Origin of the sequence: Devosia ginsengisoli (assembly GCF_024707105.1) — a bacterium.
Classification (GTDB): Bacteria; Pseudomonadota; Alphaproteobacteria; order Rhizobiales; family Devosiaceae; genus Devosia; species Devosia ginsengisoli_A.
In genome coordinates, this window is the sequence record NZ_JANQAJ010000009.1 from 49,914 (window position 1) to 73,382 (window position 23,469).

The 23,469-nt window shown below is 63.5% G+C and carries 14 protein-coding genes and 1 pseudogene; 4 read left to right on the plus strand and 11 right to left on the minus strand.

Features of this window, described 5'->3' with window-relative positions; all coding sequences use genetic code 11:
- Nucleotides 1–78: 78 nt before the first annotated feature.
- The 9 genes and pseudogenes from odhB to NVV79_RS10155 form a co-directional block, all read right to left on the minus strand.
- On the minus strand, nt 79–1,359 hold the full coding sequence (odhB, locus tag NVV79_RS10115; protein WP_303988704.1) for a 2-oxoglutarate dehydrogenase complex dihydrolipoyllysine-residue succinyltransferase: 1,281 nt from the start codon (nt 1,357–1,359) through the stop codon (nt 79–81).
- Nucleotides 1,360–1,371: 12 nt separating this feature from the next.
- Nucleotides 1,372–4,374, minus strand: a complete 3,003-nt coding sequence (locus NVV79_RS10120) for a 2-oxoglutarate dehydrogenase E1 component (RefSeq protein WP_303988707.1) — start codon at nt 4,372–4,374, stop codon at nt 1,372–1,374.
- Between the two features lie 352 nt (nt 4,375–4,726).
- A complete protein-coding gene (gene sucD, locus NVV79_RS10125; protein WP_303988709.1) occupies nt 4,727–5,632 on the minus strand; it encodes a succinate--CoA ligase subunit alpha in 906 nt (301 codons plus the stop codon).
- Between the two features lie 63 nt (nt 5,633–5,695).
- The gene (locus NVV79_RS10130; RefSeq protein ID WP_303988711.1) at nt 5,696–6,223 is read right to left on the minus strand and encodes a hypothetical protein; all 528 of its coding nucleotides are present in this window, start codon (nt 6,221–6,223) and stop codon (nt 5,696–5,698) included.
- Nucleotides 6,224–6,227: 4 nt separating this feature from the next.
- Nucleotides 6,228–7,422 (minus strand): annotated as a pseudogene (gene sucC, locus NVV79_RS10135) (ADP-forming succinate--CoA ligase subunit beta).
- A gap of 142 nt (nt 7,423–7,564) precedes the next feature.
- Nucleotides 7,565–8,527, minus strand: a complete 963-nt coding sequence (gene mdh / locus NVV79_RS10140; RefSeq protein ID WP_056229719.1) for a malate dehydrogenase — start codon at nt 8,525–8,527, stop codon at nt 7,565–7,567.
- 141 nt (nt 8,528–8,668) lie between these two features.
- A complete protein-coding gene (zapE, locus tag NVV79_RS10145; protein WP_303988716.1) occupies nt 8,669–9,817 on the minus strand; it encodes a cell division protein ZapE in 1,149 nt (382 codons plus the stop codon).
- A gap of 173 nt (nt 9,818–9,990) precedes the next feature.
- Nucleotides 9,991–10,590 carry an AprI/Inh family metalloprotease inhibitor gene (locus NVV79_RS10150; RefSeq protein ID WP_146290061.1) on the minus strand — a complete coding sequence of 200 codons (600 nt, stop codon included), beginning with the start codon at nt 10,588–10,590 and terminating at the stop codon, nt 9,991–9,993.
- Between the two features lie 124 nt (nt 10,591–10,714).
- Nucleotides 10,715–10,948, minus strand: a complete 234-nt coding sequence (locus NVV79_RS10155) for a hypothetical protein (protein ID WP_303988721.1) — start codon at nt 10,946–10,948, stop codon at nt 10,715–10,717.
- Nucleotides 10,949–11,148: 200 nt separating this feature from the next.
- Here NVV79_RS10155 and NVV79_RS10160 point away from each other — a divergent pair, with 200 nt between their 5' ends.
- Genes NVV79_RS10160 through NVV79_RS10175 form a run of 4 tightly spaced genes read left to right on the plus strand, consistent with a single transcriptional unit; the run spans nt 11,149 to nt 16,876 of the window.
- Nucleotides 11,149–12,246 carry a microcin C ABC transporter permease YejB gene (locus tag NVV79_RS10160; RefSeq protein WP_303988723.1) on the plus strand — a complete coding sequence of 366 codons (1,098 nt, stop codon included), beginning with the start codon at nt 11,149–11,151 and terminating at the stop codon, nt 12,244–12,246.
- Nucleotides 12,243–13,385 (plus strand): ABC transporter permease, encoded by a 1,143-nt coding sequence (locus NVV79_RS10165; RefSeq protein WP_303988725.1) that lies wholly within the window; start codon nt 12,243–12,245, stop codon nt 13,383–13,385. Before NVV79_RS10160 ends, NVV79_RS10165 begins: the two co-directional genes overlap by 4 nt.
- A complete protein-coding gene (locus NVV79_RS10170; protein ID WP_303988728.1) occupies nt 13,382–14,992 on the plus strand; it encodes an ABC transporter ATP-binding protein in 1,611 nt (536 codons plus the stop codon). Before NVV79_RS10165 ends, NVV79_RS10170 begins: the two co-directional genes overlap by 4 nt.
- A gap of 36 nt (nt 14,993–15,028) precedes the next feature.
- Entirely contained in the window at nt 15,029–16,876 is a 1,848-nt protein-coding gene (locus NVV79_RS10175; protein ID WP_303988731.1) for an extracellular solute-binding protein, read from the plus strand.
- Between the two features lie 144 nt (nt 16,877–17,020).
- Here the strand turns inward: NVV79_RS10175 and NVV79_RS10180 are convergent, their stop codons facing one another.
- Together NVV79_RS10180 and NVV79_RS10185 are read right to left on the minus strand one after the other, a co-directional pair.
- Nucleotides 17,021–21,367, minus strand: coding sequence for a translocation/assembly module TamB domain-containing protein (locus tag NVV79_RS10180; RefSeq protein WP_303988734.1), 4,347 nt, complete (start codon nt 21,365–21,367; stop codon nt 17,021–17,023).
- Complete coding sequence (locus NVV79_RS10185; protein ID WP_303988737.1) at nt 21,367–23,238, minus strand: autotransporter assembly complex family protein; 1,872 nt, start codon at nt 23,236–23,238, stop codon at nt 21,367–21,369. Before NVV79_RS10185 ends, NVV79_RS10180 begins: the two co-directional genes overlap by 1 nt.
- Between the last annotated feature and the right edge of the window lie 231 nt (nt 23,239–23,469).

Here is a 23,469-nt window from a genome sequence, read left to right on the forward strand (position 1 = left end):
CACGAAAACGCTAGCGAACACGCTAACGAAAAGGGCCCGCCGAAGCGGGCCCTCAAACTGTCATCGCTTTGCGGCGAACTAGAGGTCGAGCACCAGGCGTTCCGGCGCTTCGAGGCTTTCCTTGACGCGGACCAGGAAGGTCACCGCTTCCTTGCCGTCGACGATCCGGTGATCGTAGGAGAGGGCAAGATACATCATCGGACGGATGACGATCTGGCCGCCGACCACGACGGGCCGCTCCTGGATCTTGTGCATGCCAAGAATACCAGACTGTGGCGCGTTGAGGATAGGCGTCGACATCAGCGAGCCATAGACGCCACCATTGGAGATGGTGAAGGTGCCGCCCTGCATGTCGGCCATGGAAAGCTGGCCATCGCGCGCCTTCTTGCCGAGCGTGTTGATCGACTTCTCGATATCGGCGATCGACATCTGGTCGGCATTGCGCACCACCGGGACGACGAGGCCCTTGTCGGTGCCCACGGCCACGCCGATGTGAGCATACTGCTTGTAGACCAGGTCATCGCCGTCGATTTCGGCATTAACCGTCGGGATCTCCTTGAGCGCGTGGACCACGGCCTTGGTGAAGAAGCCCATGAAGCCCAGCTTGACGCCATGCTTCTTCTCGAACAGCTCCTTGTAGGACGCGCGCAGATCCATCACCGGCTTCATGTCCACCTCGTTGAAGGTGGTCAGCATGGCGGCGGTGTTCTGCGCATCCTTGAGACGCCGCGCGATGGTCTGGCGCAGGCGGGTCATCCGGACCCGCTCTTCGCGGGCGGCATCGTCGGCGGCAACCGGCGCGCGCGGGGCGGCCGGAGCCTTGGCCTCGACAGGCTTGACGGCGGGCGCGGCAGCAGGAGCAGCCTCGGCCACAGCCGGAGCAGGTTTGCTGGCAGCAGCCACCACATCTTCCTTGAGCACCTGGCCGCGCTTGCCCGAACCCTCGATATCCGAGCCGTTGAGGCCGGTCTCGTTGAGCATCTTCTGCGCCGCCGGCGCCGGCGGCATGGACGTGCCGGCAGCAGGCTTGACCGGCTCGGGGCCGGCCGCATTGGCGGCAGGCACCTCGGCCTTGGCGGGTGCGGGAGCAGCGGCAGCCGGGGCGGCGGCAGCGCCGGCCCCTGCCCCGCCGATGGCGCCGAGCAACGCGCCCACGTCCACCGTCTCGCCCGGCTGAGCGGCGATGGCTTCGAGCACGCCGGCGGCCGGCGCGGGCACTTCGATGGTCACCTTGTCGGTTTCCAGCTCGACAATGGGTTCGTCGGCGGCGACGGCGTCGCCCACCTTCTTGAACCACTGGCCGATGGTCGCTTCGGTGACGCTTTCGCCCAGCGTCGGCACGCGGATTTCAGTCGACATTGGCTTGTCCTTTTATTGGCCGAGGGCTTCGTCGAGGAAGGCCTGCAATTGGGCTAGATGGGTCCGCATCAGACCCGTGGCAGTGGAAGCGGAAGCCGGGCGGCCGGTATAGCGCACGCGCTGGCCGGTCCGTCCCATCTGGTCGAAGACCCATTCAACATAGGGCTGAATGAAGGCCCAGGCACCCATATTCTTGGGCTCTTCCTGGCACCAGATGATCTCGGCATTCTTGAAGCGGCTCAACTCGTCCAGCAGCGCCTTGGCCGGGAACGGATAGAGCTGCTCGATGCGCAGCAGATACACATCGTTGATGCCCTTCTTCTCGCGATCTTCCAGCAGGTCGTAATAGACCTTGCCGGTGCAGAGCACGACGCGGCGGATATTGTCGTCCGCGGCCAGCTTGATCGAGGTCTTTGGCACGCCCGGCGCCTCGGCATCGTCCCACAGCAGGCGGTGGAAGCAGGAATCCGGACCCATTTCGGCCAGCCCCGAGGTAGCGCGCTTGTGGCGCAGCAGGCTCTTGGGCGTCATCAGGATCAGGGGCTTGCGGAAGTTGCGTTCCATCTGGCGACGCAGCACATGGAAGTAGTTGGCCGGCGTCGTGCAGTTGGCGACCTGCATATTGTCTTCGGCGCAAAGCTGCAGGAACCGCTCGGGACGGGCCGAAGAGTGTTCCGGCCCCTGCCCTTCATAGCCATGCGGCAACAGCATCACCAGGCCACTCATGCGGAACCACTTGCGCTCGCCCGAGGAGATGAACTGGTCGATCACCACCTGCGCGCCATTCACGAAATCGCCGAACTGGGCTTCCCAGATGGTCAGCGCCTTGGGCTCGGCGAGCGAATAGCCGTATTCGAAGCCGAGCACGGCTTCTTCCGAGAGCATCGAATTAATGACCTCGTAACGGCACTGCTCGGGATCGAGATTATTGAGCGGCGTATAGGTCTTGTTGTCTTCGAGCTGGTCGTTGAGCACCGAATGGCGCTGGCTGAACGTGCCGCGCTCGACGTCCTGGCCCGAGAGGCGCACCGGATGACCATCGGTCACCAGCGTGCCGAAGGCCAAGGCCTCGGCCGTCGCCCAGTCGATACCCTCGCCGGACTCGATCGCCGCCAGGCGATTGTCCATGAAGCGCTTGACCGTCTTGTGGACGTTGAATCCTTCCGGAATCTGCGTCAGCGCCGTGCCGATCCTGGTCAGGCGGTCGATCTCGACGCCGGTCTGGCCGCGGCGCGGGCCTTCCTGCTCGGCCTGCTTGAAATCCTTCCAGGCGCCATCGAGCCAGTCGGCCTTGTTCGGGCGATAGTCCTGCCCGGCCTCGAACTCGCTTTCCAGATGCGCGCGCCAGCCGGCCTTGAGCTTTTCGACCTCTTCGGCCATGAGCAGCCCTTCGGCCACCAGCTTTTCCGAATAGAGCTCGAGCGTGGACTTGTGACTGCGGATGCGGGAATACATCAGCGGCTGGGTGAAGCTGGGCTCGTCGCCTTCATTGTGGCCGAAGCGACGATAGCAGAACATGTCGATGACGACGGGCTTGCCGAACTTCTGCCGGTACTCCACCGCCACCTTGGCCGCGAAGACCACGGCTTCCGGATCGTCGCCGTTGACGTGGAAAACCGGCGCCTCGATCATCTTGGCGACATCGGTCGGATAGGGCGAGGAGCGCGAATACATCGGGCTCGTGGTGAAACCGATCTGGTTGTTGATGACGAAGTGGATCGAACCACCCGTGCGGTGTCCCTTGAGGCCGGAAAGCCCCAGGCATTCGGCAATGACGCCCTGCCCGGCAAAGGCCGCGTCGCCATGGATCAGCAGCGGCAGCACGGTCGAGCGGTCGGGCTTGCCATCGACCGCGATATTCACCAGCTTGCCATCGGGCGCGATATGCTGGTCCTGCTTGGCGCGAGACTTGCCCAGCACCACCGGATCGACGATTTCCAGATGCGACGGGTTGGCCGTCAACGACAGGTGGACCTTCTTGCCGTCGAATTCGCGGTCGGAAGAAGCGCCGAGGTGGTACTTCACGTCGCCCGAACCCTCGACGTCGTCGGGGTAGAAGGCGCCGCCCTTGAATTCGTGGAACAGGGCGCGATGCGGCTTCTGCATCACCTGGGTGAGCACGTTGAGGCGACCGCGGTGGGCCATGCCCAGGACGATATCCTTGATGCCCAGGGCACCGCCGCGCTTGATGATCTGCTCGAGCGCCGGAATGGTGGATTCACCGCCATCGAGGCCGAAGCGCTTGGTGCCGGTATACTTGACGTCGATATACTTTTCGAAGCCTTCGGCCTCGATCAGCTTGGAAAGGATCGCCTTCTTGCCCTCGGCCGTGAAGGTGATTTCCTTGTCCGGACCCTCGATGCGCTCCTGAATCCACTGCTTGGCTTCGGGATCGGAGATATGCATGAACTCGATGCCCAGCGTACCGCAATAGGTGCGCTTGAGGATCGTCAGCATTTCCGGAATGGTCGCGTATTCGAGACCCAGATAGTTGTCGATGAAGATCTTGCGGCTGTAATCGGCCTCGGTGAAGCCGTAGCTGGCCGGATCGAGCTCGGGGGCCGGCTCCTCCTCCATCATCTTCAGCGGATCGAGATCGGCATGCAGGTGTCCGCGCATGCGATAGGCGCGGATCATCATGATGGCGCGGATGGAATCGCGCGTGGCCTGCAGCACGTCGGCGACCGACGACTTGGCGACGCCGAGCGCCTCGGCCTTCTTGGCCACGGCCTTCTCGGTCTTGATGGCGATTTCGCCCCAATTGCCGTCCAGCGCACTGACCAGCTCGCCATTGGCGCTTTGCGGCCAGTCCTTGCGACTCCAGCTCGGCCCTTCGGCATTCTGCTGGGCGACACCTTCGCCATCGTCGAGCTTGGAAAAGAAACTCTTCCACGTCTCGTCGACACTGGAAGGGTCGGTCTTGTAGCGGGAATAGAGTTGTTCGATGTAGTCGGCGTTCCCACCATAGAGGAACGAAGTCAGCAAGAACGTGTCGTTCTTTTCCTGTCGTGTCATCGCTTTTTGTCGCGAGGCCCACGCCTCGCCATCCTTCTCAACGAACCGGACGTCGGGTCCGGTCTCATGGGCGGTCAAAGTTCCGAGAATATTGACCGCTTTTCCTTTGTATCTTGTTAAGACTTGCAGCGCTGTTTGGCGCCGCGGCTCACTCGATTGTGTTGCCCACCGCAGACATTGAACGGGTAGCACCGTTCTGTGTCCGAAGCGCGACCGACATTGGTCGCATTGTGGGCAGGCTGCTTGCAGTAGACCTCATGGTGAGCCTGTCGAACCACGAGGTCGTGGCACACTGCCCTCCACTCGCTCAACCCCATGGTTCGACAAGCTCACCATGAGGTTTCCACGGCTTTCAGCCCTTCAGCACTTCCGCCAGCGTCGCGCCGATGCGGGCCGGCGAGGCCGAGACGCAGATCCCGGCCGCTTCCATCGCCGCGATCTTTTCCTCGGCGCCGCCCTTACCACCCGAAATTACGGCGCCAGCATGGCCCATCGTGCGGCCCGGAGGGGCCGTGCGGCCGGCGATGAACCCGGCCATGGGCTTCTTGCGGCCGCGCTTGGCCTCGTCGATCAGGAATTGGGCTGCGTCTTCCTCGGCCGAACCGCCGATTTCGCCGATCATGACGATCGACTTGGTAGCTTCGTCGGCGAGGAACATTTCAAGCATGTCGATGAACTCAGTACCCTTGACCGGGTCGCCGCCAATACCGACGGCAGTGGTCTGGCCAAGGCCTTCATTGGTGGTCTGAAACACTGCTTCATAGGTAAGCGTGCCCGAGCGGGAAACAATGCCCACCGAGCCCTTGGAAAAGATCGAGCCCGGCATGATACCGATCTTGCATTCTTCCGGCGTCAGCACGCCCGGGCAGTTCGGCCCGATGAGCCGCGACTTCGACTTGTCGAGCTTGGCCTTGACCCGAACCATGTCGAGCACAGGCACACCTTCGGTGATGCAGACGATGAGCGGGATTTCCGCATCGATCGCTTCCTCGATGGCAGCAGCGGCGCCGGCCGGCGGCACATAGATCACGCTGGCATTGGCGCCGGTGCGCTCCTTGCCCTCGGCCACCGAGGCGAAGATCGGAAGCTCCGTACCATCCACGCCAGAGGACCAGGTCTCGCCACCCTTCTTGGGATGGGTGCCGCCCACCATCTTGGTGCCGTAATAGGCCAGCGCCTGTTCGGTATGGAACGTGCCGGTCTTGCCGGTCAGGCCCTGTACGAGAACGCGGGTGTCTTTGTTGACGAGGATGGACATCTATTTCTCTTTCGTCTCTGGGCGCGCGGCGCCATTCGCCTGCCGGGGCAAGGCGCCGTTGAACTAGTCGGCCGTTGTGGCCTTGGGTGTGATGATGGATAGCTGGATCACGAATGTATCCTGGGCCAGGTGGGCCAATAGCAGCCGGTTCTTGTCGGTAGTGCCGGTGAGGCTGGCAAAGGTGCCGTCGCCGTTCTGGATCGCCTCGCCCTCGTAGCGGTCCAGATTCTGGAGCGCCTGCACCTGGCCATCGGCATTGCCGGTGACATCGCTGACATCGATGCGGCAATAGCCGAAGGTGAGGTTGGGGTAACTTTCGACCAGGGCGAACATGGAGGCATAGCCGATGCCCGGCAGGTCCTTGCTGCCCGAATAGGCGCGCACATAGGGGCTTTCCCCACCATCGTCATAGGCATCCCAGCCCTTCTCGATGGCCGCTTCCACCGCCAGCACATCGCCGGCAGCAAAGGTCTCGCACATTTCGAGCGCCTGCACGCTCTGCGGCTCGACGCCCGGCTTGGTCTTGCCCTGCGCCACCACCGGGGTGGCGCAGAGCGCAAGGGCAGCGATGAGGGCGAGACCGGCGCGCATCGCGCTAGCCCTGCACCGCCTTGACGATCTTCTGGGCGGCATCGTCCAGGTCGTCGGCCGAGATGACGTTGAGGCCGGACTGGTCGAGGATGGCCTTGCCTTCCTTCACATTGGTGCCTTCGAGGCGAACCACCAGCGGCACCTGCAGGCCTACTTCCTTGACCGCGGCGATCACGCCTTCGGCGATCACGTCGCAGCGCATGATGCCGCCGAAGATGTTGACCAGAATGCCCTTCACTGCCGGATCGGCTGTGATGATCTTGAAGGCGGCCGTGACCTTTTTCCTTGGAGGCGCCACCGCCCACATCGAGGAAATTGGCCGGCTCGGCGCCGTAGAGCTTGATGATGTCCATGGTGGACATGGCCAGGCCCGCGCCATTGACCATGCAGCCGATATTGCCGTCGAGCGCCACATAGGCGAGGTCGAACTTGGACGCCTCGATTTCCTTAGCGTCTTCCTCGGAGAGGTCGCGCAGGTCCTTGAGTTCTTCGTGGCGGAAGGCAGCATTGTTGTCGAAGCTGACCTTGGCATCGAGCACGCGCAGGTGGCCGTCGGTCATCACGATCAGCGGATTCACTTCCAACAGGCTCATGTCGGTTTCGGTGAACGCCTTGTAGAGGATCGGGAAGAGCTTGGCCGCATCGGCCCTGGCATCGCCCTCGAGCTTGAGCGCGGCGACGATCTCGGCCACGTCCTTTTCGGTGACGCCGGCAACCGGATCGATATCGACGGCGATGATCTTTTCGGGCGTATCATGCGCCACGGCCTCGATATCCATGCCGCCTTCAGTGGAGACAACGAAGGAAACCCGGCCGGTAGTGCGATCGACCAGCAGCGAGCAGTAGAGCTCGCGGGCGATATCGGCGCCGTCCTCGATATAGAGGCGGTTGACCTGCTTGCCGGCTTCGCCGGTCTGCTTGGTCACCAGCGTGTTGCCCAGCATTTCCCTGGCATTGGCCACGACGTCCGCGACGGACTTGGCGAGGCGCACGCCGCCCTTGGCGTCGGGACCCAGTTCCTTGAACTTGCCCTTGCCACGCCCGCCGGCATGGATCTGGCTCTTGACCACATAGAGCGGGCCGGGCAGCGACTTCGCCGCAGCTTCGGCTTCATCGGCCGAAAAAATCGCGACGCCCGCGGCAACCGGGGCGCCATAGCCTTTCAGCAGCTCTTTGGCCTGGTGTTCATGGATATTCATGTCTGGTCCCCTTGGATGGGTGTTCGGCCGGGGCCGAAAGAACAGTAGCCCTCATGGTGAGCTTGTCGAACCACGAGGGCGTACCACTATGTTGCCACGACCTCGTCCTTCGACAAGCTCAGGATGAGGTCTACTGATAGTCTTAAGCCAGCTTCGGCGCGATCTTCTTGCAGGCCTCGATCAGGCCTTCAACGGCGCCGACCGACTTGTCGAACGCTTTCTGTTCAGCAGAATTGAGTGAAATCTCGATGACCTTCTCGGCACCACCGGCCCCGATGACGACGGGCACGCCGACATAGGTGCCTTTGACGCCATACTGGCCGTCGAGATAGGCCGCGGCGGGCAGCACGCGCTTCTTGTCCTTGAGATAGCTCTCGGCCATGGCGATGGCCGACGTGGCCGGCGCATAGAAGGCCGAACCGGTCTTGAGCAGACCGACGATCTCGGCGCCGCCATCGCGGGTGCGCTGGATGATGGCGTCGAGCTTTTCCTTGCTCATCCAGCCCATCTTGACGATGTCGGTGAGCGGAATGCCGGCAACGGTCGAATAGCGCGCCAGCGGCACCATCGTGTCGCCATGGCCGCCCAGCACGAAAGCGTTGATGTCTTCGACCGACACCTTGAGCTCATCGGCGATAAAGTGGACGAAGCGCGAGCTATCCAGCACACCGGCCATGCCGATGACCTGGTTGGTCGGCAGGCCCGAGAACTTCTGCAGCGCCCAGACCATGGCGTCGAGCGGGTTGGTGATGCAGATGACGAAGGCCTTGGGTGCATATTTGGCAATGCCCGCGCCCACCTGCTCCATCACCTTGAGGTTGATTTCCAGCAGGTCGTCGCGGCTCATGCCCGGTTTGCGCGGCACGCCGGCGGTGACGATGACCACATCGGCGCCCTTGAGGTCTTCATATTTGGACGTGCCGGTGATCGAGGCATCGTAGCCTTCCACCGGCGCCGACTGGGAAATATCGAGCGCCTTGCCCTGCGGCACGCCATCGACAATATCGAACAATACGATGTCGCCGAGGTCCTTGAGAGCCGCCAGATGGGCGAGCGTCCCACCGATCTGACCCGAGCCGATAAGAGCGATCTTCTTGCGCGCCATTAGTCCTCATCCCAGACTGCGTTGAATTGGCGCACGTCTTAACCCTGTCGGTCGGGAGGGGCAAGTGAACCGTTCGTCGTAAAGCGGATTTGGCCCTTGCTGATGGGCGAAGGGGTGGTGCCGGATAGGCAAGTGCACGCCCTAACCTGCAGCTTCGCTCTCCACCTCTCGCAAGCCCTTGCCCAGATAGTCCTCGGACTGCATCTCATCGAGCCGCGACACGGTGCGCTGGAATTCGAAGGCTGTCCTGTCGTCCTTGCCCAGTTGCTCCAGCGGCACGGCGAAGCTGGCGCCCAGTTTCACGCCGCGATCATAGAGATTGTCGATCAGGAGGATGAACCGCTTGGCCGCGTCCGACATGGTGCGGCCCATCTGCGGCACGTCGTCGATGATGATGGAGTCGAACTGATGGGCGATGCGCACGAAATCGCGCGAACCTAGCGGTTTCTGGCAGAGATCGGCAAAGCCGAAGCGCGCCGCGCCCATGGCCATTGAGGGCACCGGGATTTCCCGCCCGATGCTTTCCACCACGCCGGGATGGCCCGGCTCACCCCCGGTGATACGCAGCCAGAGCCGATCCATCTCGCCCCGCACTTCGGGCCCCGTGCCGAAGGCATAGACATGCTGGCCGGCAAATTTCATGCGGCGATAGTCGCGCGCCGCCGGCAGGGCCGCAACCGTGACATGGCTTTTGAGCAGGTCGATGAAAGGCAGGAAGAGCTGGCGGTTGAGGCCGTCCTTGTAAAGCTCGTCGGGCACCACATTGGACGTCGCCACCAGCGTTACGCCATTGGCAAAGAGCTTGTCGAACAGCCGATAGAGCAGCATGGCATTGGTAATGTCATGCACATGGAATTCGTCGAGGCAGAGCAGGCGCAGGCCAGATTTGACGATGGGCTTGACCACCGCCTCGACCGGGTCGGCATCCTTGCCTTTCTTGCTCTTGCGGAAGGCGGCCATGCCGGCATGGATATCGTCCATGAATTCATGGAAATGCACGCGCCGCTTCTGCTTGATCGGCACGGCGGCGAAGAACAGGTCCATCAGCATGGTCTTGCCGCGCCCCACCTCGCCATGGAGATAGAGCCCGCGCACTGGCTCGCCCTTGTCGAAGAGCTTGCCCAGCAGGCCCTTGGGACGTTCGGCAGAAACTTCGGCCAGCACCGTATCGAGCAGCATCGCCGCCTCGTGCTGCGCCGGATCGGCCACCAGCACGCCACGCGCCGCCAGTTCCTCATAGGCAGAGGTGACGGGGCCGGTTTTGATCTGGTTGGAAACTTCGGAGCTCAAGTGACGCGTATTCTCAAAGTAGACCTCATCCTGAGCCTGTCGAAGGACGAGGTCGTGGCAAGATCGGCATGCCCGACCTCGTGGTTCGACGGGCTCACCATGAGGTCTCGGAAATTGTGGTATAGCCGGAAAGAATAGAAGCCGGCCATTTGCGGGCCGGCTTCACCGAAAACCTAGCGGGACATCGAGATGGCCTGGCCACCGCCCATCGTGCCGATATAGCGGCCGCCTGACGGAGCGAGGAAGGCGGCGATATTGCCGTTTTCATCATAGAGCTGGAGTTGGCTGCCCACCTGCTGCCAGCCGGTGACAGAAGCGATCTGCGGCACGGTGCAGCCCGGCGCCGAGGCGCGGTAGTAGCTGGTGCCGGTCTTGGCGGTCATCGGCAGGTTGATGCGGCAGGTCGCGGCGCCCGCCACGACGTTCCACACACCTTCCGGACCGGCGCTCATGCCGCCCGCAACCGGCTGGGCCAGCGGATCGAGCGAAACGATGGAGGGCAAAGTACCCGGCGCGGTCGCGGCCGTCTGCGTAGCGGGAACACCGCCCAGCACCGGCTGGCCGGAAAGGCCGGGCGCCGGCGTACCGGTCGCGCCGATGGCAGGCAAAGTGCCCTGCTGTACTGTGGAGTTCTGCACCGGCTGCAACTGCTGGGGCTGACCAATCGTGTTGAGATTGGCCGTATTGGACCCGGTGGACTGGCATGCGGCCAGCACAACGGCGATTGCCGCCACGCCCACCGCGGACAACGATCCGCGCATCCAATCCGTCATAGGTTTCCGCTCCTGCCCCAGGGGGCTTAACAAAGGTTAACAGCTTGGTTGGCTTATAACCAAACACCACGCTGCGTTCAACCGCCCGGCCCGCACTGTCAGCAGGACTTAGCAATGTGGCGTTTTAGCGGTCGGAGGCCGCCATTTCTTTCAACAAGTCTTCCGCCAGGGCGGTGGCATCGCGCGCTTCTTCTTCGGGCACCTGCACCGGAACACCCTCAGGCCCGAACAGATTCGTCATCCCCGGCAGGCCGCCATCGCCCTGCTCCAGCGGATTGAAGCCATAGGCCCGCAGCGCCACCACCAGCGCCCGCGCCTGCGACGGATTTTTGACATGGGCGATGATCTGGTAGGTCATGGGCAACTCCCCGCGATTGAGGGACGATCCTGACTGCACGCAGCCGATCCCGCAAGCGCTCAGCGTGCGATCACCCCCCACCCTTGCCAAGCCGTCACCAAAGTGTTGCACTCAGCCAAGCCGCTTCACTTCATGGTGATTTGCCGGCCCGGACGGCCCAGCGCCTAAACTCCACGCAAACTCGTCTGCCCGGAGACCCGATGGGCGCCTATATTCTCCGCCGCCTGCTGCTGATGATCCCGACCGTGTTCGGCATCATGGCCATCTCGTTCCTGATCACCCAATTCGCCCCCGGCGGCCCCGTGGAACAGGCGCTGGCCAACCTGTCGGGCCAGAACGTCTCAATGGCCACGCGCATTACCGGCGATGCGGCGGGCGACTTTGCCGCCCAGCCCGGCCAGGGCGGCAACAAATCGGCCTATCGCGGATCGCAGGGCCTGTCGCCCGAACTGGTCGCGCGCATCGAAAAGCAGTTCGGCTTCGACAAGCCCCCGCTCGAGCGCTTCGGCATGATGATCTGGAACTATCTGCGCTTCGATTTCGGCGACAGCTATTACCGCGATATCTCGGTCATCGACCTGATCAAGGAGAAGATGCCGGTCTCCATTTCGCTCGGCCTGTGGATGACGCTCATCGCCTATGGCATCTCCATCCCCCTCGGTATCAGGAAGGCCGTCACCGACGGCTCTCGCTTCGATGTCTGGACTTCGACCGTGGTCATCATGGGCTATGCCATTCCCGGTTTCCTGATCGCCATCGCGCTGATCATCCTGTTTGCCGGCGGCAGTTTCTGGTCGGTGTTTCCGCTGCGCGGGCTGACCTCGCCGGGCTTTGACAGCTTCCCCTGGTGGCGGCAGGTGCTCGACTATTTCTGGCATCTGGTGCTGCCCATCATCTCAATGGGGCTGGGCGCCTTCGCCACCACGACCTTGCTCACCAAGAATTCGTTCATCGACGAGATCGGCAAGCAATATGTCACCACCGCCCGGGCCAAGGGCCTGACGGAAAACCAGGTGCTCTACCGCCACGTCTTCCGCAACGCCATGATGCTGATCATCGCCAGCTTTCCGGCCGCCTTCATCGGCGCCTTCTTCGGCGGCTCGCTGCTGATCGAGACCATTTTCTCGCTCGATGGGCTAGGCCTGCTCGGCTTCGTGTCGGTCAGCACCCGCGACTATCCGGTGGTGTTCGCCACGCTCTACATTTTCAGCCTGCTCGGCCTCGTCATCGCGCTGATTTCCGACCTCGCCTATATGTGGGTCGATCCGCGCCTCGATTTCGAAAGCCGCGAAGTATGAGCGAGCTGATGCAGCAGGAAGCAGCAATCGGGGCTTCGCGCCGTCCCATGCTCAGCCCGCTCAACCGACGGCGGCTCGACAATTTCCGCCGGAACCGGCGGGGCTACTGGTCGCTGTGGATTTTTCTCGTGCTGTTCCTCGCCGCGCTGGGCTCCGAATTCATCGCCAATGACCGCCCTATCATCGCCTCCTACAAGGGCGAATTGCTGTTCCCGGCCTTCGTCAACTATCCCGAAGCCAAGTTCGGCGGATTTCTCGCCACCACCAATTATCGCGACGACTTCATCGCCTCCGAGATCGACGCCAATGGGTGGATGGTGTGGCCGCCGGTGCATTTCAGCTACAACACGGTCGACCGCTATCAGCCCGGCTCGGGCGCGACGCCGCCAACCTGGCTGCTCACCCGCGACGAGGCCTGTGACCGCTATCCGCTGCAAGCCGCGGATCCCGGCTGCAACTGGGGCAATGCCCACTGGCTGGGCACCGATGGGGAAGCCCATGACGTGCTGGCGCGGCTGCTCTATGGCGTGCGCATCTCTATCCTGTTCGGCTTCACGCTGACCATCCTCTCCTCGGTCATCGGGCTGGTTGCCGGGGCGGTACAGGGCTATTTCGGCGGCTGGGTCGACCTCGTTTTCCAGCGCGTCATCGAAATCTGGACGTCGGTGCCAGCGCTCTATCTGCTGCTGATCGTCTCCAGCGTCATCGCGCCCAGCTTCTGGGTGCTGCTGGGCATATTGCTGCTGTTTTCCTGGGTGTCGCTGGTGGGGATCGTGCGCGCCGAATTCCTGCGCGGGCGCAATTTCGAATATATCGCCGCCGCCCGCGCCCTCGGCGTTTCCAACATCACCATCATGTTCCGGCACCTGCTGCCCAATGCCATGGTGGCGACGCTGACCTTCATGCCCTTCATTCTCTCCGGCTCGGTGGTCACGCTGACTTCGCTGGACCTGCTCGGGCTTGGCCTCGAAGTGGGCACGCCGTCGCTGGGCGACCTGCTCTACCAGGGCAAGGAAAACCTGCAGGCGCCCTGGCTCGGCCTCACCGGATTTTTCGCCATCGCCGTGCTGATGACCCTGCTGGTCTTCATCGGCGAAGCCGTGCGTGACGCCTTCGATCCACGGAAGGCGATGGGATGACGACGCCCCTGCTCTCCATCCGCGATCTCACCGTCGCCTTCGGCGCCAACGCGGCGACAAATGGCATTTCGTTCGATATCGCGCCGGGCGAGACCGTGGCCCTGGTGGGTGAAAGCGGCTCGGGCAAGTCGGTCACCGCGCTTTCGGTGCTGAAACTCCTGCCGACGACCGCGGCGCTGTCGGGGCAAATCCTGTTCAAGGGGCAGGACCTCGTCACCGCGCCGCCGGCCGAACTGCGCGCCGTGCGCGGCAATGACATTTCGATGATCTTCCAGGAGCCGATGAGCTCGCTCAATCCGGTCCACACCATCGAGCGGCAGATCGGGGAAGTGCTGGCCGTGCATCGCGGCCTGCGCGCCAGTGCCGCCCGCAAGCGCACGCTCGAACTGCTCGATGCCGTCGGCATTCCCGACCCGGCCAGCCGGCTCGGCGCCTATCCGCACCAGCTTTCCGGCGGGCAGCGCCAGCGCGTCATGATCGCCATGGCGCTGGCCAACGAGCCGGACCTGCTGATCGCCGACGAGCCGACCACGGCGCTTGATGTGACCGTGCAGGCGCAGATCCTGACCCTGCTCAAGGATCTGCAAAGCCGGCTCGGCATGGCCATGCTGTTCATCACCCACGACCTGGGCATCGTCAAACGCGTTGCCGACCGCGTCTGCATCATGACCAAGGGCGAGATCGTCGAGACCGGCCCGGTCGAAACCATCTTCGCCAATCCACAGCACGCCTATACGAAACACCTGCTCGCCGCCGAACCAAGCGGCGCCCCGCCGCCATCGGACCCGGCCGCCCCCGCCATTGTCGATGTGGCCAACCTCAAGGTGTGGTTCCCGGTCAGGCGCGGGCTGCTGCGCCGTACCGTGGGCCATATCAAGGCCGTCGATGGGGTCGACCTCTCCATCCGTCGCGGCGAAACGCTGGGCGTGGTCGGGGAAAGCGGCTCGGGCAAATCGACGCTCGGCTATGCCCTGCTGCGCCTGCTCCCCTCGGACGGACGCATCGTCGTGCTGGGCAATGAAATCCAGTCCCGTTCGTGGAAGGCCATGCGGCCTCTGCGCAAGGACATGCAGATCGTCTTCCAGGACCCGTTCGGCTCGCTCAGCCCGCGCCTGTCGGTCGATGCCATTATCGGCGAAGGCCTGGCCGTCCATGCAACCCAAATCGGCGCGGCGGAACGCGATGCCCGCGTGGTCAAGGCGCTGCAGGAAGTGGGCCTGGCGCCCGAAACCCGCTTCCGCTACCCGCATGAATTTTCCGGCGGCCAACGCCAGCGCATCGCCATTGCCCGCGCCATGGTGCTGGAACCCAAATTCGTGGTGCTGGATGAGCCCACCTCGGCGCTCGACGTGTCGATACAGGCGCAGGTGATCGACCTGCTGCGCGATATCCAGCAGCGGCACGGCCTGACCTATATGTTCATTTCCCACGATCTCAAGGTGGTGCGCGCGCTCGCCAACCAGCTCATCGTCATGCGCGACGGGCGCGTCGTCGAACAGGGCGCCGCGGCCGATATCTTCGCCGCCCCGCAATCGGACTATACCAGAGCGTTACTGGCAGCGGCCTTTGCCGAACCAATGCTTCCGGGAAAGCCCGAAACGGTCTAGCCTCGTGTCACACATTGTAAATTTCGGAGCCGTCCGATGAAACTCGCACCCCTCCTTGCCGTCCTGCTGCTCGGCCTTGTGGCTCCCGCCCTGGCCCAGACCCCGACCGATGTGTGGAGCAATTCCTTCACGCTGGAAGGCGAGGCCAAATACGGCTCGAACTATACCCATTTCGACTATGTGAATGTCGATGCGCCCAAGGGCGGTGTGGTGCGTCAGGGCGCACTCGGCGGGTTCGACACGTTCAACCCCATCCTGCCCAAGGGCGAGACGGCCGGCGGCATCGGCCTGCTCTACGAAACGCTGATGACGCCCTCGATGGACGAGCAGAACACCTATTACGGCCTGCTCGCCAAGGAGCTCAAGATCGCGCCCGATTATGGCGCCGTCACCTTCCGCATCGACCCCGAAGCGCATTGGAACGATGGCGAGCCTGTCACCGCCGAGGATGTGGTCTGGACCTTCAACAAGCTGATCGAGGTCAATCCCGACCGCCAGCAATATTACCTCAATATCGAAAAGGCCGAGGTGACGGCACCGGGCGAAGTGACCTTCACCTTCAACCAGACCGGCAATCGCGAATTGCCGCTCATTCTCGGCCAGCTCATGGTGCTGCCCCAGCATTGGTGGGAGGGCACCGATGCCAATGGCAGGCAGCGCGATATCGCCCAATCCACGCTCGAGCCGCCGCTGGGTTCGGGGCCCTATGAACTGGCAAGCTTCGACGCCGGCCGCTCCATCACCTACAAGCGCGTGGAAAACTATTGGGGCGAGAACCAGCCGACGCAGGTCGGCCACAACAATTTCGACGAATACCGGCTCGAATATTTCCTCGACCTGACGGTGCAGTTCGAGGCCTTCAAGGGCGACCAGTTCGACTGGTGGTGGGAAAACACCGCCCGCCGCTGGGCCACTGCCTACGATTTCCCGGCGGTGAACGAGGGCCGCATCGTGCTCGAACTCTTCCCCCAGGATTATGCAGGCTCGGGCATCGGGCTCGGCTTCGTGCCCAATCTGCGGCGCGAAAAATTCCAGGATATCCGCGTGCGCAAGGCGCTCAACTACGCCTTCGATTTCGAGGAATTGAGCAACACGCTGTTTTACAACCAGTATGAGCGCATCGACAGCTACTTCTTCGGCCTGCCCTTCAAATCCACCGGCCTGCCCGAGGGCGAGGAACTCGAAGTGCTGGAATCGGTGCGTGACCTCGTGCCCGAAAGCGTCTTTACCGAACCCTATGCCAATCCGGTGAGTGGCGATCCGGCCAAACTGCGCGATAACCTGCGCACGGCTTTGGGCCTGTTCAACGAGGCCGGCTATACGCTCGACGGCAACCGGCTGGTCGACGCCAACGGGCAGCAATTCACTTTCGAAATCCTGCTCAATGGCCCCACCATCGAGCCGGTGGCGCAGAACCTTGTCACCAACCTCGCCCAGATCGGCGTGGCGGCGACCATCCGCTCGGTGGACAGCCCGCAATATATCAACCGTGCGCGCAGCTTCGATTTCGACGTGATCTATACCGGCTGGGCACAGAGCTTCTCACCCGGCAACGAGCAGCGCTTCTTCTTCGGCTCCGCCGCCGCCAACGAGGAAGGCAGCCAGAACTATGCCGGCATTGCCAACCCGGCGATCGATGCGCTGATCGACAAGCTGGTGGTGGCCGACGACCGCGACACCCAGCTCGCCATCACCGCGGCCATCGACCGCGTGCTGCTGCATAATTACTACATGGTCCCCAGCTACAGCCTGCGCAATTCGCGCATCGCCCACTGGAACCGCTTCAGCCACTCGGAAAACCTGCCGGATTTTTCGAGCGGGTTCCCGACGATCTGGTGGTGGGATGCGGAGAAGGCAGCGAAGACGGGCGGAGCGAGCCGGTAGGGGTGCCACGCCCTCGTGGTTCGAGGCGCGTGAAGAACGCGCACCTCACCATGAGGGCTACTGCTAGCTCGGTGTTTCTGTAGCCCTCATGGTGAGGCGGGAGCCCTTCGCGAGCCTCGAACCACGAGGGGCGTGGCACAAGACTTAATAATCCCGCTCGTAAAACACACCCAGGCTCGAATTTCCGTCCTGGCTGGTGGCGCCGGTGACCTTGAGGTCGCTGGTGACATCGAGATTGATGGTCACCTTGCTCTGGCCGTTGGCCCCGGCCTGCACGCCCAGATAGACATTGTCCTGGATATAGGTCCCCGCCTGCACGGCGACATTGCCGCTGTCGTCGGTGACGAGGTCGAGATCGGCGAGGCCTGCCGCGCCGCGCAGGCTGTCGACCAGGCCATTGCCGCCACCACCCACCAGCTCGGCCGCGGCGCCGGCCAGTTTGGCCAGCTGCAGGGGCGAGAGTTCGCCCATGGAGCGGTTGAAGATCAGCCGGCTCAGCACTTCGTCCTGCGGCAGCATGGGGCTGGAGGTGAAGCTGACATCGATATCAGAGGCACGGCCCGAAACCGTGACGAACACAGTGATCCCCTCGCCCTCGGTGCGTGCGACGAAGTTGAGGAACGGGTCAAGATCGCCCACCAGCGTCACCGTGCCGCTTTCGAAGGTCACGCGCTGGCCGAGAATGGCCAGGCGCCCGCGATTGAGTTCGAAGCCACCCACCGGCTGGATATTGTTGATCGGTCCGGTGAGACGCACCGAGCCGCCCACTTCGGCATCGAGCCCGCGTCCGCGGATGAAGATCTGGTTGGGCGCATCGACATTGATGTCGAGCACCACGCCGGCCGGCCGCGTCTGCGGGATCGGCGCGCCGCTGCGGTCATCGATCTTGGCGCGCTGCAAGGTCTGTTCCACGGCCGGCGGCGTGCGGACGTGATCGACATCGATCAACTGCGCCCCGCCACCGAAATTCTCCGGAATGGAAATATTGGCTTCTTCGACGAATACATCGCCCGCCAGCAGCGGCGAGCCGGTGAGATTGCCCGTCAGCGCCAGATTGCCCGACACGGTGGCGACGAAGAGATTGCCATCGGCATAGCGCGCCGAATTGAGCGCGACACGAATATCGGCCGGGAAGCCGCCATTGAGCCCCACCGAGCCCGAAGCCGAGACCGAGCCGCCGGTAGCCAGATTGGTCGAGAGGCTGTCGATCACCAGATTGGTACCATTGAGGCTGGCCGAACCGGTTATGCCCTGCAGTCGCAGATTGAGTTCGGGGTCGATATAGCCAGCATTGCTGGTCGAGACCTTGCCGCCGAATTGCGGGCTGGAGAGGCTGCCGCTCACCCGCGCATCGAGCGTCACCACGCCGCTCAACTGGCCGCCGCGATCGGCGACGAAACGGTTCCCCAGCACCAAAGGCGCTGAGCCAGTCACGGCGATATTGAGCCCGTTGCCTTCGAGCGGAACCGTGCCCGAACCGCGCAGGGTCAACCCGCCTGAGCCATTGGCCGTCAGCGAGGCCAGGTTCACCGTGCCATTGCGGAAGCTGCCATTGGCCGTCAGGCCCAGCGGCGCAATGCCGAAGTCGCTGATGGCCGCCGCATTGATACCCTGCGCCTGCGCCTCGAAGCTCACCTGCGGATCGCTGCCCGTGCCGGAAATGCTGGCGCGACCATTGACCGTGCCGGCCAGGCCCAGATCGGGCATGACGGCATTGGCGATGGAGAGCGGCAGGGCATTGATATCGAGCGCGATATCAAGCGTCTCGCCGGCCGAACCGGTGGCGGTGATCGAGCCGGAGCCGACATCAAACCGCACCGCGTCGAGCGCTACACTGGAGCCTGCCACCTGGATCACGGTGGGACGTGCCAGCCGCGCCGAGAGCTGGCCCTGCTGCAACTGCGCCCTGTCCACGGCCAGGCGATAGCCACCATCCACCGGCGTCAGCGCGCCGGCAATGTCGATATCGGTGCCGGTAGCAAGTGCTGCCTGCGCGTCGAATGATGTCGTCCCGGCGCTCTGGATCGCGTCTGCGTTCAGCGTTTCAATATGCGTGCCCGCGGCAACCACATCACTCGCGCGGATCGTTCCAGTGATTGCCGGTACGCCGAACAGATCCTGCGCGGCCCCTTCGATATCAGCCGATCCAACAGTGATGCCGTTGACATCAAGCGCCCGCACGGCGCCCCTTATCGAGGCCAACTGCCGCCCGCCCTCGCTGCTCAGCCCAATCTCGGCATTGATCGTGCCGGACGCTTCGAGCAAAGCCAGGGCCGCCGGCACCGATACGTCGGGCGAGACAATTGTCAGCCCGCCATCGATCAGCCCAGTCTCCACCGCGCGCGCCAGCCCGCCAGTGATCCGCGTGCCCGCCGCCTGGAAATCGAGATCGGCAAGGCTCTGCGCCTCCTGCGTCACGCTGACATCGGCGGCCAGCGTGGTGCGATAGCCGTCGAGCGCCGCCGCGCCGGAAATATTGCCGTCGAGCCGGTCGGTATCGTAGCGTCCGTCGAAGCTCAGCGCGGCATCGCGCAAGGCCCGTCCGGCCAGTTCACCACTGGCCACGGTGGCATCGAGATCGAGATCGATGACGCTTTCCTGCCCCTTGGCCGTGCCCACGACCTTGAGAGCGCCGCTGGCCTGATCGGACAGCAGGGCCAGGTCGCTGAGGTCGAGATTGAAGGCGAAGTCGGCCAGTGCGTTGGAATAGGTGCCATCGGCCAGCATCTGCACCTGGTCGTTGGCGATGCGGAAATTCTCTGCCGTCAGCCCGGCCTCGGTGCGGGCCACGCGGCCGGACAGGTCGACCGTTCCGGCCAGCAAACCGTCGGCGATCTCGTCATCGATGGCCAGATTGGTGCCCGTGCCATCCAGCGTCAGGTCAAAGCCACCGTTCAGCGGCATGATCGCCCCATTGGCCTTGAGCGACAGCGCCCCCCTGAGCTCGCGCCCCGCCAGCCCCGAGAAGGGCGCAATGCTTGATGTCTCCAGCCCGATATCGCCGTGGAAATCCAGTCCGTCGAGCTGCCCGCTCAGCGCGGCCACAAGCGCCTGTCCCGCCACGCGGAATTCCGCCAGTTGCACCGGCTCGCCGGCATTCCACAGGCCGGCAATGCCGAGACCAATACCGTCGCCCAGAGCCGCCTCGATCTCTTCCGAGCCGGAAATGCCCGACAGCGTGCCATCGCCATTGAAGGTTACCCGCCGCGTCGTGGGATCGCTGAGATTGGCGGCAACGCCACCCATGGTCAGATCAAGATTTTCCGCCGCAAAGCCAGTGGTCTGGAATTCGGCCACATCAAGCCTGGCCGTCCAGTCCTCATCGGCCTCGCCACCAAAACTCACGGCCAGTTGCGCCGAACCGACGCGGGTGGCGCTGCCCGGCACCGGCAGGATGACCTGCCCGCCTGCCGGATCGGCGATGACGGCGTTGAGATCGAGCGCCTTGAGGAAATTGTCCGGTGTCGTCTCGGCCGACCCGTCCAGCGACAATTGCCCGCCGGTGAGCCGCAACCCGGTGACGGAAATGCCACCTTCGGTGCGGATCAGCGCATTGGCCACCAGCGCCGTCTCGGCGCCGAAAAAGGGGCGGTAGGGCTCGGCGATCAGCGTGGCCAGCGGGCCGTGCAGATCGGCAGCCACGGCAACACCTTCGGCCTGCTGGTTCACCACCGCCACGCCGGACAAAGCCGTCTGGCCATTGGCCTGCAGAGTCAGGTCGGTCCGCAAATCCCGCACCGGGCCGCTGCCATTGATGGTCAGCGTGACCGCGGGACGGTTTTCGATATTGAGCAGGTTGGCGATGACGCCATTTTCGGGCTCGACCAGCGCCAGGCCCAGCTCGATGCTGTCATCGTCGTTGCGGAACACCACGTCGAGATCGAGCGTGCCCCCCGGTCCGTCGAGCCTGACAATGGCGAGATTGGCATCAAGATTGCCGCCATCCAGCGTCATCGCGCCATCAAGCGAAATCTCCGAGCCCAACCCAAACACGCCCGCGCCAAAGGTTACCCTGGGCACGCTGAGCTGTTCGAGAATGACCGCCACCGGTAATTCGGGCACCTGGAAACCGCCGCCGGCCTCGGGCGAAGGCAGGTCCACGGCGCCTTCGACCGGCACGGCATTGCGGATATATTCGATAGAATCTGCCGCCAGCGAGCGCACTTCCAGCCGGCCAGTGAACAAGGCCGCCTGGTTCCAGTTGAGCCGCGCATTGTTGACGCGCAGCCAGATACCCTCGGCATCGGAAATCGTAATCTCGCGGATCGACACATCCGAGCCCAGCGCGCCATCGATATTGCTGAGGCGGATCTGCCGCTCGGGCGTCGAGAGCCGATCCTGCACGAAGCTGGTCAGCCAATCCTTCTGCTCCTCATTGTCCATCGTCAGCACATCCTGCGCGACGAGGACGGCGGGCACGGCCAGCCCAAGACCGAACAGCACGAGGATAAGGACGACGAAGCGCCGCGGGAGAGACATCAGCCGGGCCATCAGAATGCCTGCCCTATACCGACATAAAGCGCATAATCGGGGTCGCCCGGCCGCTTGTTGAGCGGAATGGCGAAATCGGCGCGGATCGGCCCGAGCCCGGTATAGTAGCGTACGCCGACACCCGCCCCGACGCGCAGGTCGGTCAGCGCGGGGAACACGTCGGCCGCCACATAACCGCCATCCACGAACCCGACCACGCCGATATCCTGGGTCACCTTCATCCGCGCCTCGAGCGAGGCTTCGAGTAGGTAGCGCCCGCCGGTAATGACGCCACTGCCATCGTCGACGCCGATGGACTTGAAGCCATAGCCGCGCACCGAACCGCCGCCGCCGGCGAAGAACAGCTTGTCGGGTGGAATTTCCGCCAGATCCGGCCCCAGCAATGCCCCCGCCTTGAGCCGGCCAGCCAGCACGAAGGGATCGTCCTCGCCGAAGCCGAAATAGGTGCGGCCCTCGACAGTCAGCCTGGCGCCGGCATTGCCGTAATTGAGCTCGTAGAACGGCTCGAGATTGACCTGCCCGTACCAGCCTTCGGTCGGGTCGACGCTGTCATCGCGGAAATCCAGCGTTGCCCCGGCATAAAGACCCGCGGTCTTGAAGTCGCGCGTGCCGAAATCGTCATCGAACCGGTTGAGCTCGAACTGCGCCCCGCCCTCGATGGTGATCTGGTCGGAGAGGATATGGCTCAGCCCCACCCGCCCGCTGGCCGAGGTTTCGGTGAAGGTGGGGTAGATGGTCCGCTCGGCCGAGACAGCGGCCACGAGGTCCGTATCGGGCGTGAAGACGCCCGGCTTGGTGAAAGTGCCGCCGAAGAAATAGTCGAATTCAGCCGTATCGATGGGATAGGCGATGCTGGCTACGCGCGCATCGAGGCGCAGCCGCTCGGCCTGGCCGAAGAGGTTGCGCCACAGGTGGAAGGCTTCGAGGCCAAGACCATCGATGGTCGAATAGGTGGCGCCGACGCCGAAGCGGCGTCCAGGCAGTTCCTGCACGATGAGATTGTAGGGCAGCAGTCCATCGGCGCCGACCGCGTCGCCCGCTTCCAGCCGCGCCGCACGGAACACTTCGAGCCGGTCCAGGCGCTTCTGCGCCAATGCCAGCTCGTCAGGGTCGTATTCCTCGCCCTCGGTCAGGCCCGTCTGCCGCCGCACGAATTCGGGATCGAGCGTTTCGGTGCCGCTGACCGTGACCGCGCCGAAGGCGGCCTTGGGGCCGGGATTGACCGTGATGGTTACGTCCACCGTGGTCGTCGCATGATCTGCCACCACATCGCGGGTGACGATGACAGCCTTGGCATAGCCCTGCTGCCGCCAGGCCTCCAGCGCCAGTTGTTCGGCCTTCAGGATCACCGACGACTTGGCGATCTCTCCTACGCCGAAACCGGCATGGGCAGGCTGCTCGACATAGTCATAGGGGTCCGAGGTCGGCAGCGCCTGGTTGACGATATTGACACTGTTGAAGCGGAATTGCGGGCCGGGATCGACAACGATGGCCACATCCACCGGGTCGGGCAGGTTGACGTCAGGCGCCAGGTTGGCGGCCTCGACGCCGCCGACACGGATGGAGGCCGTGCCGCCGTAATAGCCTTCGTTGTAAAGTGCCGCGACGATGCGGCGATAATCGCCGCGCGCCTTGGCCAGGAGGCCCGCCGCGCCCGAGGCCGGCTCGTTCTGATCAGCCACCAGCGCCGAGGCATTGCGCACCGCGCTTTCGACCGCGCCCGTGGCATTGATGGTGATGGCCACCGTATAGGGCTGCGGATCGGCGATCACCGCCGCGGCATCTTCCTCGCTCTGATCCTCGAAGAACTTCAGCCCGAAAATTTCGAATGCAGAAACAGGCGCCACCGCCAGACAGGCGGCAACGCACAAGGCGCTAAAACTCGTTACCAGACGCGCGATATGCAGTGACCCGTTCCCGCCCGTTACGCTTCAACCAATTGAGGCAGAAGCAGAAGTTTGCCCTGTGGAGCGGAAAGATTCGGTTAAGCCTCTTTCGCCCCCGCCGCGCCGACGCTGCACGCCTGCCCAACAGGCGGACATTTCATGGCCAGTTTAGGGCTGCCCGATGGCAGGGACAACCTTTGGGCACATTTGTTGCGA